Below are 15,181 nucleotides of genomic sequence, written 5' to 3'. Positions count from 1 at the left end.
GGGCGCCGGTGCGAACAAGGAAGCTTAGCCGTCTTCGAACGTGCTGGTCGGACTCGGCGCCCTGGCCGACCTCGGCCTCCTCGGCGTGGACAAGCCCGACGACCCCGACGACCCGGTCATCGCCACCGGCCGCAGACTTCCACCCGTGACCAGCACGAGCAGCCCGACCGATCGCCACGCCGGCCCCTCCGACCAGTACGCTCGAAGACGGCGAAGCTTCAGAGTTCGCCGGCGAGGATGCCTGCCTTGGCGGCTTCCCACTCGCGAGCCGTGAAGCACAGAGGCGCGCGGTCGGGGTTCTTGGAGTCGCGGATGGCCCGGCCCCCATCGGGCAGGTCGGTGACCTCAAGGCACTCTCCCTCTCCTCCGCTGGCGGAGGACTTACGCCACTCGGCGGCGGTGAGGTCGTAGGCGTAGAGGTCAGCCTTCGGTGCGTTCACTTGCGGGTTCCTTCTTCCATGCGTGCGATCAGTGCCAGCGAATCCTCCGGCGGCAGGGCGGTCGCCTGGATTCGCTCGAAGGCCGCGGCGTGGAGCTTCACGCCGTCGGCGTCCTCAACGTAGGACGATCCGAGCAGGTTCTCCAACTGCACGACATCGGGCAGCGGCCCGGGGAACCCGATCAGGTTGAAGCCGCCGATGGTGCCGGGATGCAGGGTGGCCTCCAGGGGCATGACCTGGATCGTCACGTTGGGCAGCTCGGCCGCGTCGAGCAGTCGCTGCAGTTGTTCGCGCATGATGGCCGGCCGCACCGCGAAGCGCTGGTGAAGGACCGCTTCGGGGATGATCGCCCACAGGTCCAGCGGCGGGCGTCCGGTGCGGCTGAGGACAGCCTGCCGGGCCTGCCGGACCTCGGCCAGGGCGGTGACCTCCTCGGGGGTGCGGGTCATCGCGATCGCCGCGATGGTCTCGCGCGCGTAGGCCGCGCTCTGCAGAAGCCCGGGAACCAGTCCTGGTGAGTAGATGCGGATGCTCTCCGCATCGGTCTCCAGCGAGATGTAGTCCGCATAGGCCGGGGACAGCACACCGCCGTAGGTCTGCCACCAGCCTCGTTTGCCGGCGTCCTTGGCGAGGCTGTCCAGAGCGATGGACACCTCGGGGTCACTGACGCCGTAGACCGTCAGCAGGCCGGCGAGTTCGGCGGGGCGGATCGACTGGGTGGCGTTCTCGATCTTCGAGAGCTTCGGCCCCTTCCAGCCCATGGCCTCGGCCGCACCGTCGAGCGTCAGCCCTGCCGTGTTGCGCAGGCCCCTCAAGGCTTTGCCGAGCTGACGGCGCCGGACGGTGGGAACCAGCGGAGAGTTGGACATGCGCAGAGTGTTGCACTGCCCATGCGAGCAAGGCGAGCCCTCTCATTCAAACGATCGACCCACTTAAGTAGAAACCTTGCGCCCAACTCAAGAAGGGCCCATGCTCTGAGGGCGGGCGCTAACTGATCGTCAATCGACATCAGCCGAGCGTCACTTGTTCCGATGCTGCGCGGACGCTAGCCCGCAGATAGGGAGGAGCCGTGGACACGGCAGTCGACGAACTGTTGCAGAGCGAACCCGGGTTCTACGTCCAGGACGGCGCGGCAGGTGTGACCGTCCACCTGGTCGCCGGCCGGGGGAGCCTGGCGAGGATGCGGCGGCTGGCGGTGTTCAGGTTGGGCAAGGCCGGCATCGGCCTCGACCTGGCCCAGGACGCGGAGCTGCTGGTGAGCGAGCTGGTGGGGAACGCGGTCCGAGCGTGCGGGGACGGGGTGCCGCTGGTCGTCGAGGTTGCCACGGGTACGGACGGGGTGAGGGTGAGGGTCCATGACCCGGAGCCGGGTGAACTGCCGCGACGGCGTGGTACCAGGGCCGGCGATCGGCAGGCCGAGGGCGGTCGGGGGTTGTTGCTCGCTTCGGCACTCGCACCGGGCTGGGAGGTCACCTTGACGCCGGTCGGTAAGCAGGTCAGGTGTCTGCTGCCCCACCGTCCGCCCCGAAGTCGCTCCGGGCCCGGGGCGCGCCCGGCCGCGTGAACGCCAACTGTCCAACGCGCCGGACGAGGCGGGAGCGGAAGGAGGGACCGAGGACATCATGCCCACCGACCACATTCGACGCGGGCGAACCCGACGGACCCGCAGCTGGTTTCTCTGCCGCCCCGCCGCCAGTGGCGCTTCGGGCGCTGTGTGTGCTGCGACCGTCAGACCCTGGTCGCCCCCGGGCCGCTGATCACGACCGCCGGGGGCGAACAGGTGACCCTGCCTTACTGCCGGGCGGGGTACGAGCGAGCCAACCACTACGTCCGCCGCGTTCGGATGCGCGCCCAACTCCACTCCCAGAAGCTCGTTTGAGTCGAACCCCGAAGCCCGTCCCCACTGCGGCGCGTACCTACCCGCACGGCATGGAGCTCTGGCTAGCGTCCTGCTGGGCGCCGGACCGAACCGGGCCGCCGAAAGCGCCAAATTCCCGACAGAAACAGGTAATCGGATGACTTCCATCGACGACTCGCCGGTCCGCGATCCCGACGTGCTGCGCTCGGACATGGTTCGTGCGCTGCGCGAGCAGGACGGGATCAGGTCCGAGCCGGTCGCCGCCGCCTTCGCGGCGGTGCCCCGCCACCGGTTCGCACCGGAGGCGCCCCTGGATCTCGTCTACGATCCGCACCGCACGGTGCCGGTGAAGAAGGACGAGAACGGCCTGGAGCTCAGCGTCATGTCTGCCGCCCACCTGCAGGCCGTGATGCTGGAGCAGGCCGGGGTCGAGCCCGGCATGAAGGTGCTGGAGATCGGTTCCGGCGGCGTCAACGCCGCCTATCTCCAGGAACTCGTCGGCAAGGCGGGCGAGGTCACCACCGTCGACATCGACCGCGATGTCATCGACCGGGCCCGACGGTGCCTGGACGATGCGGGATACCCCCAGGTGCGGACGGTTCTGGCCGACGGTGAGAGCGGCATGCCCGACGGCTCTCCGTACGACCTGATCATCGTCACGGCCGCCGCGTGGGGCATCCCCCCGTCGTGGATCAGCGGTCTGGCGCCGTCCGGCCGCCTCGTCGTGCCGTTGACCGTGTGTGGCACGACCCGCTCGATCGCCTTCGACCGCGACCCCGAGAGCGACGGCGAGGGTCTGGTCAGCCGTTCCTACAGCCTGGCCCGGTTCGTGCCCATGCAGGGAGAAGGGGCGGCGGAAGAACGCCGGGTACTGCTCTGCGAGGGTGTGACCGTACAAACCGACGACGTGCGAGTACCGCTCGACGCCCAGGTGCTGAACCGCGCGCTCGACGGGCCCAGGCTGGAGTGCTGGTCCGGGGCCGCGTACGACCTGCCCGACGAGTTGGAGCTGTACCTGACGTTCAACCTGTCGAGCCCGGCCCGCCTGCACGCCGCCAACGATGTGGTGGAGCGCGGCCTCGTGGAAGCGTCCGCGTTGTTCGGCGTACCCGCCCTGGTGAGCGAGGACAGCTTCGCCTACCGCACCCGCCGCGAGAACGCGGACACCGGCGGCTTCGAGAGCGGCGTGGTCGCCCACGGGCCCGGTGCCCAGGCGCTCGCCGACGAGTACGTCATGCTGCTTCGCCGCTGGGCCCGTGACCACCGTCGTCGGGGGGCCGCGACGTTCCGCTACCTGCCGGGCCCCGTGCCCGTTCCCCTCCCCCGGGACGCCGTCCGGCGACGCCACGGCATCGTCACGGCGACCTGGCACTGAGACTCCCGGGACCCGACCTGGGGTCCGGGCTGTGCACCATCAACCGATCTGCCCCAAGGAGGCATGCATGACCGTGCAGTTGGAGGGCCCCATCGCATCCGCGCGGCCGGCCGACGAGCAGTACGACCTGGCCGACTTCGACCTGGACATCACCATCGTCGAGGGTGGTCCCGCCGCGGACCAGCTCATCCGCCTGACGAACGACGGCTGCAACTCCACGTGCGCCACCGCGTGCGTGAGCTGCCCGTAGCCGGTCGGAGCACGTTCATCGCGGTGCCCGGCCGCGCCCAGCCCATGGGCGCGGCCGGGCACCGCTCGGCAGAGAAGGGGGCTCATGTATCGCCACATCGACGCGGCACTGGTTCGGGCTGCTGCCTGGAACCTCGACCACCAGACGTCCTGGCCGGACCTCGTCAGCGAGCGAGCGGACCCGGAATCGTGGCAAGCATGGCTGCAACAGACTTGGCAGAAGCAGGACTTCGCAGGTGCCGTCACGGTCGCCAGTCCCGATCTCGCGAGCCGGGTGGAACAGATCCGCACCGGTCGGCCGATCCAGAGCGCTGACGTTCGGCGTACCGTGCTCGCGGTTCTGCGCTACCTGCTGCGAGCCCGCACCCGCGCCACTCCGTTCGGCCTGTTCGCCGGTGTCGCCCCCGCGCGCATCGGTGCTACGGCCACGCTGCGCGTGGGCACCGAGCACCATGCCACCACCAGGGCCGACGCGGCGCTCAGCACGGTGCTGATCGATCGGTTCGAGCAGCACCTGGCGCTGCGGACCCACCTGCTACTGACTGCCTCCACCCTCGCGGTGGAACGCGACGGGCACGTGGTGATCGAGCACCTCCCGAGCGGAACCGCCGAGGTGGGACCGCAGCACGTGCACGTGCGACTGACCGCTCCCGTCCGCGCAGCGCTCCAGGGCGCGCGAGCACCGATCGGGTGGGGCGACCTCGCCGCGCAACTGGCCGACGCCTTCCCGAGCGCACCAGCCACCGTGATCGACAAGCTCATTTCGGGCATGGTCGAGCAGCGGATCCTGGTCACCAGCCTGCGCCCCGCGATGACGGTCACCGACCCGCTCGCCGCACTCCACGGCCATCTGTCACATCTCCCGCCCGTCGATGTGGACGAGATACGTCGGATGCCCAGGAACATGGTCGACCTGCGGGTGGACTGGAAGTTGACCATCCCCGAGGCAGTGGTCACCGAGGCGGCCTCGGCGGCGCGGGCGCTTACCCGTCTGGCTCCCCGAGCTGCCCTGACCGGCTGGGCCGAATGGCACGGCCGCTTCCTGGAGCGGTACGGGCCGCAGGCGGCCGTGCCCGTTCTGGACGCCGTCGACGCGCTCGGATACCCGCCCGGCTTCCTCGGCGCCACCACCGCGCCGACGACCTCCCCGCTGCCCGAGCGCGACGGCCGACTCATCAGGCTCGCCCACACCGCGGGCATGCAGCGCCGCCTGGAAGTCGAGCTCGACGACGCCGCGCTGGAGGAAATGGCCACCACCCACCCCGGCCACCCGGTGCAGCCGAGCACCGAACTGACGGTTCGCATCCACGCAACCAGCCTCCCCGCCCTCCAAGGAGGCGAGTTCACGCTGCACGTCGTCGGTGTGGCGCGCTCGGCCGGCGCCACTGTCGGCCGTTTCCTGGACCTGCTGGAGGATACCGACCGCGACCGCATGACCAAGGCGTACGCCGAGCTGCCGGCAGTGCACCGGGACGCACTCCTCGCGCAGATCAGTTCGCCACCGCTGTCCACTCGCGCCGGGAACGTCGCCCGAGCCCCGCAGGCAGCCGATCTGGTCATCTCGCTCGGAGACCACCACAGCCAGGACACCGACCTGGTTCCCGTGACGGACCTGGCGGTCACCGCCGATGCCGAACAGCTGCACCTGCTCTCGCTCTCCCGAGACCGGCCCGTGCACACTCTGCTCCTCAACGCCGTGGATCTGGGCCACCACTCCCATCCACTGGCCCGCTTCCTGGCCGAGGCACCCGTCGCGCTGGCCGTCCCCTGCACCGGGTTCCTGTGGGGCACCGCCGCCTCCCAGCTGCCGTTCCTGCCGGCCCTGCGCTACGGGCGGACGATCCTGTCCCCGGCCCGCTGGCGCCTCACCCGCGACGACCTGCCCACTGCCCATGCACCATGGCCCGAGTGGGACCAGGCCCTGACCCGGTGGAGCCGTGACGTACGCCTGCCCGAGCAGGCCCACCTGACCGAAGCCGACCAGCGCATCGCCTTGGACCTCGCCGAGCCCTCACACCGGGCCGTGCTGCGCGCGCACCTGGAGCGCGACGGCACAGTGCTGCTGCACCCCGCTCCCGGAGCCGAGGACCTGGGCTGGACCGGCGGGCGGGCACACGAGATCGTCATCCCCCTGGCCGCCGACCAGAACAGGGCACCGGTCCGAACGCGAGGCCGATTCGTGGGGCGGGAGCACGGGCACCTGCCCGGATGCGACAACCGCATCCAACTCCACCTGTACGGGCACCGCGAGCGGCAGGACCCGATCCTGACGCGGCACCTGTCGGCCCTGTTGGGCGAACTGGGCTCCCCCCGCTGGTGGTTCGTCCGTTACCGCGACCCGGGCGACCACCTCCGCCTCCGGCTGAACTGCAAGCCCGGGGCGCTCGGCGCCGCCTTCGAGTTCCTCGGAGAGTGGGCCCGGCACCTGCGCCGTCGTGGCCTGATCACCCACGCCAGTGTGGAGACCTACCTGCCGGAGACCGCGCGGTTCGGCGGTCCCACCGCGATCGAGGCGGCCGAGAGGTTCTTCGCCACCGACTCCGCCGCCGTCGTGGCCCAACTCACCGCCGTCGGCACGGTCGACGCGGGTGCCCTGACCTCCGCGAGCATGGTCGACCTCGTTACCGGCCTGCTCGGCGACAGCGCCACGGCGATGCGATGGCTCATCGAACACACCCGCACCAGCCCCGCCGCCCCCGACCGCGTCGTCTACTGCCAAGCCGTCGACCTGGTGAACAGCCGACCGACGGTCCTGGGTGAGCGGGTCGCCACAACCTGGTCCGCGCGACGCGAAGCACTGACCGCCTACCGGGGCGCGCTCCTGGCCGCGGACACGCGCCCCGAGGACCTGCTGCCGGACCTGCTGCACCTCCACCACGCCCGGATGCACGGGCCGGACCTGGACGAGGAGCGAAGGCACCTGCACCTGGCCAGGGCAGCCGCCTTGAGCTGGACGGCACGAGCACGGAGGACAGCGTGACCACCACAGCCACGGCTGCCACCACCGCGCTGGCCGCAGCCGACCGGCTCGCCCGGGCACTGACCGACCCGAACACCGTATGGCCACTCGGCCACCCCGACGGTGGCCGTTCCTGGCCGCAGTCGCTGGCAGGAGGAGCCACGGGCATCGCCCTGCTGCACGTCGAGCGCGCCCGCACCGGCCACGGGGACTGGGACACCGCGCACACCTGGCTCCTCGCCGCCCTGGACGGGGACATCAGCGCGGCAGCCAACGCCAACCTGTACTTCGGCGCGCCGGCGCTCGCTTTCGTCATGTCCCTCGCGGCGACCGCGTCGAGCAGCTACCAGCGCGTCCTGGAACGCCTGGACACCGCGACCGCCACGGTCACCCGCAACCGCCTGGCCGCCGCCCGCCACCGCATCGACCGCGCCCAGCGACCTCCCATGGAAGAGTTCGACCTGATCCAGGGCCTGTCCGGACTGGGTGCCTACCATCTGAGCCGCCACCCCGACCACGAGATCACCCGGGAGGTGCTCGCCTACCTCGTCCGCCTGACCGAGCCGATGCCCGACCCGAGCGAGCTGCCGCCCTGGTGGATGGACGTCGCACCAACCGGCGCGCCCCACCCCGACTACCCCGGCGGCCACGGCAACTTCGGCACCGCCCACGGCATCGGCTCCGTTCTGTCCGTCCTGTCCAAGGCCCTGCTCCACGGCCTGACCGTGCCCGGCACGGCCGACGCGGTCGAGCGGATCTGCTCCTGGACCGACCGCTGGCGCCAGAACGACGAGACGGGCCCTTGGTGGCCGGGCCAGCTCACCGTCGGACAGACGGTCGGCAGTCACCTCGATCCGGCCCTGCACCCCCGGCCGTCCTGGTGCTACGGCGTCAGCGGAACCGCCCGCGCCCAGCAGTTGGCCGGACTCGCACTCGGCGATCCGAAGCGGGTGAACAATGCCGAGAAGGCGATCCTCGCGGCCCTGCGCGACCCGCGGCAACTGGCCAAGCTCCCCGAGATCGGCCTGTGCCACGGCACGGCCGGCCTGCTGCATACCGCATGGCGGATGGCCACCACCACCGGAAACCGCGCGATCGCGGCGGAACTGCCGTACCTGGCAAACCGATTGGTCACCGCGCTCGACCACGACCGTCTCGACCCGGAACTGCTCGACGGAGCCGCCGGAGCGGCGCTCGCCCTGCACACCTTCGGCACGGGGCTCACGCCCGCACCGCGCTGGGACACCTTCCTCGCCCTGGCATGAACCACCGGAGGCCCATGATGCACCAACTCCCTTGGCGCCAAGCCAACATCACGTTCCCCGACTGGGAGCAAGCCGAGACCACCGCCCTGGCCCACCTCGTCCCGCTCCTTCGTACCGCTGAGGCCGAAGGCGCCGTCGCCGCGTGGTTCGTCATCCGGAAGAGGCCCTGCTGGCGCTTGCGCTACCGGCTCGTCCCCGACGGGCGTGACCCCGTCGCGCAAGGGCTCGACCGGATGACGACCGCCCGGTACATCACAGGCTGGACGCAGAGCGTCTACGAGCCCGAGGTCCACGCCTTCGGCGGCCACGAAGCCATGGACAGCGCTCACCGGCTCTTCCACCGCGACAGTCGCGGCCTCACCGACTACCTGGCGGGCCAGGCCGGCACCCACCGGCGCGAGACCTCCCTCCTCCTGTGCAACCTCATGCTGCGATCAGCCGGGCTGGACTGGTACGAGCAGGGCGATGTGTGGGCCCGAGTCGCCGCCCACCGCGCCCAGCCCGCCGGCACCGCAGCAGGCGGCCACGAGCAATTGCAGACCGCCGTCCGCCGCCTGCTCTCGGTGGACCCGCACCACGCTCTGCGACCGGACGGCCCGCTCGCCGGTGCCGCCGAGTGGGCCCGCGCCTACGCCGACGCCGGGGAGGAGACGGCCGACCTCCAAACCGCCGGGAAGCTCTACCGCGGCCTGCGCGATGTCCTGGCGCACCACGTGATCTTCGCCTGGAACCGGATCGGCCTGCCGTACGCCGTCCAGGCCGCGCTCACCTCCGCAGCCAAGACCGTCGTCTTCGGCGTGGACCCCGTCACCGCGTCCGAGAGGAGTGCTACCGGTCATGTGGAGACTCCCTGACACCGCGGCCCGGCGCTTCCCCCTCGTCGCCCGGCCGCGACCGGCCTGTCTCCCCCTGCACCAACGCATCCAGGCGCTGACCCGACTCGCGGACGTCGCAGCCGAGCGGGGCGACCCGAGCATCGCCTCGACCGTTCTCAACCGCGCTGCCCTGATCGCCTCCGACATCGGCGACGACACCGCTGCCGGCGCGATGTGCCACCAGCACGCCGCCGCCTACTTGCACGCCGCCCCACTGCCTGCCGACGCTGCGATCCGGGCTCTCGAACCCGTCGTCAACCTCGCTCGTCTCCAACTCCGCGCCGACCGAGCAGACCAAGGCCGCCAGTACCTCCTGACACTGTTCGATGCTGTAGCCAGGGCTGCCCCCGCCGACATCGAGGGCATCGCCGTCCCCGCAGACCTCGTCGCAGACACGACCGACCGCCACCCTGTCCGCGCCTGGCTGTGGGCCGTCCTGCTCGCCGACGGCACCCGCGCCTTGACCACCGTCGGCCGTTGGACGGAGGCACTCACCCACGTCCAGACGCACCACGGCGTCGGACAGCGCATGCTCGATGGCCGACAGGTCGCCGTCCTCGCCGCCCTCACCGGTGGGGACAGCCTCCGAGCCAGCGCGCTCCTGGCCGAGACCACCTCCGAAGAGCCCTGGGAGGAAGCCGTCGTAGGGTGCCTGGCGCTGCTGTGCCGCCGCGTGTCGGGCCAGCCCTGGCGTCGCGCCCTGCAGGATCGGGCGGCCACCTACCTCGGACGCCCGGCCGAGGACGGAACGGCCGTCTTCGACACGAGACTGGGGCTCGTCCTCCTGGACGTGGCCGCTTCGGACAGCGGCCCGATTGCACGCCGACTCGTCACGGAGTTGCACCGCCGGACAATGAAGGCCGCCGACGGCTATGCGGCTCGGGAAGCCCTCGCCCACCCACTGTTCATCACCCTCGCCACCGACCGGCAGGTGCGGGACTGCCGGGCTCTCGTCCACGCCTGCTCCCTCGGGTCCGGGACGTTCCCCACCGGCCTCGACGGCCGCCTCTGGGCCGCGCTCCACAGCAGTGATCACGTCATTCGTCGCAGCGTCGGGCGGCAGGTTTCTTGACCTTGAAGGAAGCTTCACCATCTTCGAACGTGCTGGTCGGAGGGGCTGGCGTGGCGATCGGTCGGGCCCCCGGCCGTCTCGAACGCCCAGCCGACAGATCCCAACGACCCCCGCCTACTCGATTCCGCTTCCACTCAAGGCCTGTTGACGGCCAATCGGACCGCCTCGGACCGATGGTGACCGTTCCGTCGATCGGACACCGGCCACTTCGCGCGGAGCGTAGTCGCCGTGTTACGTTCCGCGACGCCCGCGAAAAAAGGTTCGCCCCGGCGGTGGTGGAACACCCCGGGGCTCGGCTCAGGAGCTGACACTCCCTTGCACATCCATCGTAGCCCCCAGAGGGGGCACTTCACCGTGCTGCCCAACGAAATGCTGCAGCGCGCCGACCTCTCCCTCACCGCCCACGGTGTGCTCGGCTACCTGCTCTCCCGGCCCGACGGATGGCAGGAGACCGCCCGGGACCTGGCGAAACGCTTCAAGGACAGCCTCGGGTCGATCTACCGGGCGCTGCGCGAACTCACCGCCGCCGGGTACTACCACGTCGTCAAAACCCGCCTGCCCGACGGCCGCGTCATCTCCGTCCAGCACGTCCACGACACCCCCCGCACCGCGCCCGCGCCTGCCTCCGCGCCCGACCCTGCGCCCGCCTCCGCGCCCGCGCCGGATGACGGCCCACCGGAGACCGGTACGCCGGAATCCGGTCCGCGTGCGCCCTTGAAGACAAAAGAACCAGAGAAAGAAACGACCCCCCGCCCTCCCCTCCCTCCCGAGCAGCCCCGCCCGCGGCCACGGCCGAAACCCCGCCCTCCCCTGGACGATCGCACCCGTCACGCCGCCACCCTCCTGCTGCGCGTCGTCCGTCCCGAACCCCGCCTACGCATCGGCCAGGCCGAAGCCGAACGCCTCGCCCCGCTCGTCCTCCAATGGCTCGACCACGGCAGCACCCCCCACGACCTCGCCGCCGCCCTCCTCCCCGGCCTCCCCACCCCCGTCCACTCCCCCCCCGCCTTCATCGACCGCCGCCTCCGCGACAAACTCCCACCGGCCCCCACTCCTCACACTCCACCCCCCACCTGCGACGACTGCCGCGTCCCCGTCCCCCGCCCCGGCCGCTGCACCCCCTGCGCCGACCAACCACCCCACCCCGACCGCACCGACCCCCGCCCCGGCCCCACCCGCGCCCGCGAAGCCCTCCGCGCCGCCCGCGAAGCCCTCCGGCACCGGGCGACGACGTGACGATCCATCAACCCTCCCGACCACCCCGAGGAACCCCATGACCAGCCCCTGGCCCGACCCCGCCTACACCCCGGCGTACGAACTGCTGACGGCTGCGGAGAACCACCTCGCCGCACTCCACCACGCCCACCGGGTGAAGTACGGCCACAGCGCCGAACCCCACGCCGCCGCAGCGATGTACGCCTTGCAGTACGCCACCCTGATCCTGCAGCCGGCTGTCCCCGACACGCACGAACCGGCGTTCCTCGACAACGCCGAACGCCTGCTGGAACTGATGAAGAACTGGCGTGACGCCGCCCTGGGCCTGGGCGAATTCGCCCCCGCTGCCCCCGACACCGCGCTCCCCGCCCTGCGTCTCGTCCCCGGCCGGCGCTCCGACCGGCCATGACCTGCCCCGAACCGCTCCGTACCACCATCTACCGGACATAATGACCATCCATGGGCGAGCAGCGGAAAGCAACCAACAACGGCACCGGCAGCGACACCGACGAGCCGAGCGGCAGCACGGACGAGAGCCTGACCACGGTGATCGTCGCGGGCCTGTGCAACCTGGGCATCGCCCTGGCCAAGGCCGTGGCCGGCGCGATCAGCGGCTCCAGCGCGATGCTCTCCGAGGCGGCGCACTCCTTCGCCGACACCGTCACCGAGGTGCTGCTGTTCGTCTCGCTGAAGCGCGGCGAGCGCCCCGCCGACGACCTGCACCCGTTCGGCCACGGCCGGGAGCGCTACCTGTGGGCACTGCTCGCCTCCTTCGCCACCTTCGTCGGCGGGGCGGTGTTCTCGGTCCACGACGGCGTCCACACCCTGCAGTACGGCGAGGAGCTGGGCAGCCCGACGCTGTCCTACCTGATCCTGGGCGTCGCCTTCGTCCTGGAGTCGGTCTCGCTCTCCCGGACGGTCCGCCAGCTGCGCGGCACCACCGCCCGGCTCGGCATCGGCGGCTACCGCTACCTGCGGCGCACCTCCGACACCGCCGTCAAGGCCGTCTTCCTGGAGGACGCCGCCGCCCTGATCGGCCTGCTGCTCGCCTTCGGCGGCCTGCTCGGCGCCCAGCTCACCGGCGACCCGCTCTGGGACGGCCTGGCCTCGGTGCTGATCGGCCTGCTGCTCGGCTGGGTCGCCTGGGTGCTGGCCCGCGACAACGCCTCGCTGCTGATCGGCCGCTCGCTGCCCGAGCGCTACGAGCACGCCATCGCCGCCGCGCTCACCGCCCAGCCCCAGGTGGTCCGGGTGCTCGACCTGGTCACCAGCGTGTACGGGCCGGACGACGTGCTGGTCGCCGCCAAGGTCGACTTCGCCGACCTGGCCACCGCCGGCGACATCGAGGTCGCCTGCGACCGGGCCGAGCGGGCCGTCCGGGCGGCCGTCCCCGCCGTCACCCGGGTCTACCTCGACCCGACCCCGCCGACGCGGCCCTGACCCTCCCGGAGCGGCGCCGACCGGCCCCCGAACGGCCCCGGACCAGCCCTCGACCGGCCCCGGAACGGTCTTCCGGCATCCCGCCGGACCGTTCCAGGCAGGGGGAAAAGCGCAGGTGGGAGGGGGTGAAACCGTTCCAGCGTCCCGCCTCGGCCCGGAAGGCTGGCGGACCGGTCGCGGCACCGGCCAGAGTTCTGCCCAGCGGCCGACGCCGACGGCTCGCCGCCCCTCCACTCCACCACTGCGCACCCGATCCGGGGGATTTCGCCATGTCCGCTCGCCGCATCCTGTTCGTCCCCGCCGCCCTCGCCCTGGGCGCCGCGCTCACCCTCACCGCCTGCGGCTCCGACAAGGCCGGCACCACCGCCCAGGCCCCGAAGCCCTCGCAGAGCGCCACCGCCGACGCCGGAGCGGCCGCCACCACCGCGCCCCAGGCCGGCGCCTCCACCCCGGCCGCCGGGGCCCCCGCCCCGGGCACCACCGGCGCCGCCCGTCCGAAGACCCCTACGACGCCGACCGCCGGCACCGGGGCCGGGAACGCGGCCGGCGGCGGTGAGTCCTACGCCTACACCCACTCCTGCAAGACCCCGAACCTGACGGTCAAGGTCACCACCCGGGGCGGCAACGCCGACCAGCGGGTGATCGAGGTGCACAACCAGGGCAGCACCTACTGCGGCCTCAGCTACTACCCGCTGGTCTCGATCGGGAAGTCCGCCGACCGCGGCAACACCGTCACCCCGCTCGTCCCGGGCGGCCTCGGCGGCCCGCCGGCCTACGCCCTGGCCCCCGGCAAGAGCACCTTCGCGGTGCTCGACCTGAACCCCGGCAGCGGCAGCGCCGGGGACTACGACGAGCTGAACGTGCTGGCCGACGACGAGCTGCCGAACGCCGACACCCGCAACTTCCCGCTCGGCGCCGGCGCCAAGGTCGGCAAGCAGCCGAAGCTCGGCCTCTACTCGGACAACGTGGACCACGCCGCCCAGTCGACCGCCCTGGCCGGCCGGAGCTGAACGGCCGCCGCACCCTCCCCGCCCCGGGCCCGCGGTGCTCCCCCACTCCGGGCCCGACCGGACCGGCCGGTACCGTGATCAGCAGCACGGACGGCGGTCCGGCCGGTGCCACGGACCGGGCCGGAACAGGGGAGAGGCAGCAGATGAGCGCGGAGACCGACGAGTTCGCAGCGATGCTGCGCGAGCTCAAGGAGCGTTCCGGCCGCAGCTACGGCGCCCTGGCGACCCGGCTGCACCTCAGCACCTCCACCCTGCACCGCTACTGCAACGGCGCCGCCGTGCCCACCGAGTACGCGCCGGTCGAGCGGCTGGGCCGGGCCTGCGGGGCGAGCGGCGAGGAACTGGTCGAGCTGCACCGCCGCTGGCTGCTGGCCGACGCGGCCCGCCGCCGGGAGACCGCCCCGGAACCCGCCGCGGAACCCGCCGCGCCCGCGCCGCGGGCCGCGGCACCGGACGTGCTGGCCTCGGACGCCGCCGCACCCGACGAGTTCGAGGTGCGGACGGTGCAGACGGTGCGGACGGAGCGCGCGGAGGCCCCCGCGCCGCGCCGGACCCGGGGCCGGGTACTGCTGAGCGTGGCCGCGGTGGCGGTGGTGGCGGCCGTGGTCTCCGCCTTCGTGCTGCGCGACACCGGCGACGACAACGGGAACAAGGCGGCCGGGAGGAGCACCCCGCCCGCCGCCACCGGCACCGCCCCGTCCGCACCGGCCGCCGTCGGGGGCTCGACCCCCTCGGGCGGCGCGTCCGCGGCCGACGAGACCACCGCGAACGCCCCGTTCGACGTCGCCGTGATCAGCGGCGAGTGGGCCAGCCCCTGCGACCAGTGGTTCCTGTCCCCCCGGGCGCCCGGGCAGCTGGCCCCGCCGCCCACGGAGTTCTCGACCACCCGGATCAACAGCTGGGCGGCCTCCCAGCGGCTGGTCCCGGCCGGGCACCTGCGGATCGAGCTGACCGCGCAGGGCAAGGACGCCTCCGCGGTGGTGCTGAACCGGATGTCCGTGCTGGTCACCAGCACCCGGCCCGCCGAGAAGTGGAACGCCTTCACCCCGGGGTCGGGCTGCGGCGGCACCGAGCTGACCCCGGCCGCCTTCGAGGTCAACCTGGACGCGGCCTCCCCGCAGGCCGTCCCCGTGCCGGGCAAGGAGGGCGAGCGGAAGACCGCCGTCACCGACTTCCCGTACAAGATCTCCGCCAACGACCCGCAGGTGATCGACGTGGACGCCTTCAGCAAGTCCCGGGACGTCAGCTGGTACCTGGAGATCGAGTGGAGCAGCGCCAACGGCGGCAAGGGCACCAAGCAGGTCTACCTCGACGGGCAGCAGCCGTTCCGCACGGTGGGCATGCAGGGCGCGCCGCAGTACTTCCACAACGGGACCGCCTGGGCGCCCTTCACCCTGGAGTGAGGCGCCCACCGACCGCCCGC

The 15,181-nt window shown here is 72.0% G+C and carries 14 protein-coding genes; 12 read left to right on the top strand and 2 right to left on the bottom strand.

All coding sequences use genetic code 11. The features are described 5' to 3' along the window. Positions 1-218: 218 nt before the first annotated feature. Positions 219-440 (bottom strand): DUF397 domain-containing protein, encoded by a 222-nt coding sequence (locus ACIOHG_RS08265; RefSeq protein WP_400946932.1) that lies wholly within the window; start codon positions 438-440, stop codon positions 219-221. Further along, a complete protein-coding gene (locus ACIOHG_RS08260) occupies positions 437-1,309 on the bottom strand; it encodes a helix-turn-helix domain-containing protein (protein WP_400946929.1) in 873 nt (290 codons plus the stop codon). Before ACIOHG_RS08260 ends, ACIOHG_RS08265 begins: the two co-directional genes overlap by 4 nt. A gap of 200 nt (positions 1,310-1,509) precedes the next feature. Between ACIOHG_RS08260 and ACIOHG_RS08255 the strand changes: the two genes are divergently transcribed. From ACIOHG_RS08255 to ACIOHG_RS08200, 12 genes are all read left to right on the top strand, one after another. Further along, positions 1,510-2,004: an ATP-binding protein gene (locus ACIOHG_RS08255; RefSeq protein WP_400946927.1), complete on the top strand. Its 495-nt coding sequence runs from the start codon at positions 1,510-1,512 to the stop codon at positions 2,002-2,004. A gap of 451 nt (positions 2,005-2,455) precedes the next feature. Continuing rightward, complete coding sequence (gene fxlM / locus ACIOHG_RS08250) at positions 2,456-3,673, top strand: methyltransferase, FxLD system (protein ID WP_400946925.1); 1,218 nt, start codon at positions 2,456-2,458, stop codon at positions 3,671-3,673. A 67-nt stretch (positions 3,674-3,740) separates the two neighbouring features. Beyond that, positions 3,741-3,923: an FxLD family lanthipeptide gene (locus tag ACIOHG_RS08245; protein ID WP_400946923.1), complete on the top strand. Its 183-nt coding sequence runs from the start codon at positions 3,741-3,743 to the stop codon at positions 3,921-3,923. An 84-nt stretch (positions 3,924-4,007) separates the two neighbouring features. Further along, positions 4,008-6,902 (top strand): lantibiotic dehydratase, encoded by a 2,895-nt coding sequence (locus tag ACIOHG_RS08240; protein ID WP_400946921.1) that lies wholly within the window; start codon positions 4,008-4,010, stop codon positions 6,900-6,902. After that, positions 6,899-8,146, top strand: a complete 1,248-nt coding sequence (locus ACIOHG_RS08235) for a lanthionine synthetase C family protein (RefSeq protein ID WP_400946918.1) — start codon at positions 6,899-6,901, stop codon at positions 8,144-8,146. The genes ACIOHG_RS08240 and ACIOHG_RS08235 overlap by 4 nt, the downstream gene beginning before the upstream one ends. Next, positions 8,143-9,000 (top strand): thiopeptide-type bacteriocin biosynthesis protein, encoded by an 858-nt coding sequence (locus ACIOHG_RS08230; RefSeq protein ID WP_400946916.1) that lies wholly within the window; start codon positions 8,143-8,145, stop codon positions 8,998-9,000. Before ACIOHG_RS08235 ends, ACIOHG_RS08230 begins: the two co-directional genes overlap by 4 nt. Then, positions 8,984-10,093, top strand: a complete 1,110-nt coding sequence (locus ACIOHG_RS08225; RefSeq protein WP_400946913.1) for a hypothetical protein — start codon at positions 8,984-8,986, stop codon at positions 10,091-10,093. Before ACIOHG_RS08230 ends, ACIOHG_RS08225 begins: the two co-directional genes overlap by 17 nt. Before the next feature lie 354 nt (positions 10,094-10,447). After that, entirely contained in the window at positions 10,448-11,329 is an 882-nt protein-coding gene (locus ACIOHG_RS08220; protein ID WP_400946911.1) for a helix-turn-helix domain-containing protein, read from the top strand. Between the two features lie 37 nt (positions 11,330-11,366). Next, a complete protein-coding gene (locus ACIOHG_RS08215) occupies positions 11,367-11,717 on the top strand; it encodes a hypothetical protein (protein ID WP_400946908.1) in 351 nt (116 codons plus the stop codon). Positions 11,718-11,767: 50 nt separating this feature from the next. Beyond that, on the top strand, positions 11,768-12,748 hold the full coding sequence (locus ACIOHG_RS08210; protein ID WP_400946905.1) for a cation diffusion facilitator family transporter: 981 nt from the start codon (positions 11,768-11,770) through the stop codon (positions 12,746-12,748). 269 nt (positions 12,749-13,017) lie between these two features. Further along, a complete protein-coding gene (locus tag ACIOHG_RS08205) occupies positions 13,018-13,758 on the top strand; it encodes a hypothetical protein (RefSeq protein ID WP_400946904.1) in 741 nt (246 codons plus the stop codon). A gap of 143 nt (positions 13,759-13,901) precedes the next feature. Continuing rightward, entirely contained in the window at positions 13,902-15,161 is a 1,260-nt protein-coding gene (locus ACIOHG_RS08200) for a helix-turn-helix domain-containing protein (RefSeq protein WP_400946902.1), read from the top strand. Positions 15,162-15,181 lie beyond the last annotated feature (20 nt).

This window comes from Kitasatospora sp. NPDC088134 (assembly GCF_044741705.1).
GTDB lineage: Bacteria > Actinomycetota > Actinomycetes > Streptomycetales > Streptomycetaceae > Kitasatospora.
The sequence above is the reverse complement of the archived record's forward strand: the minus strand, read 5'-3'. Positions and strand labels throughout refer to the sequence as shown.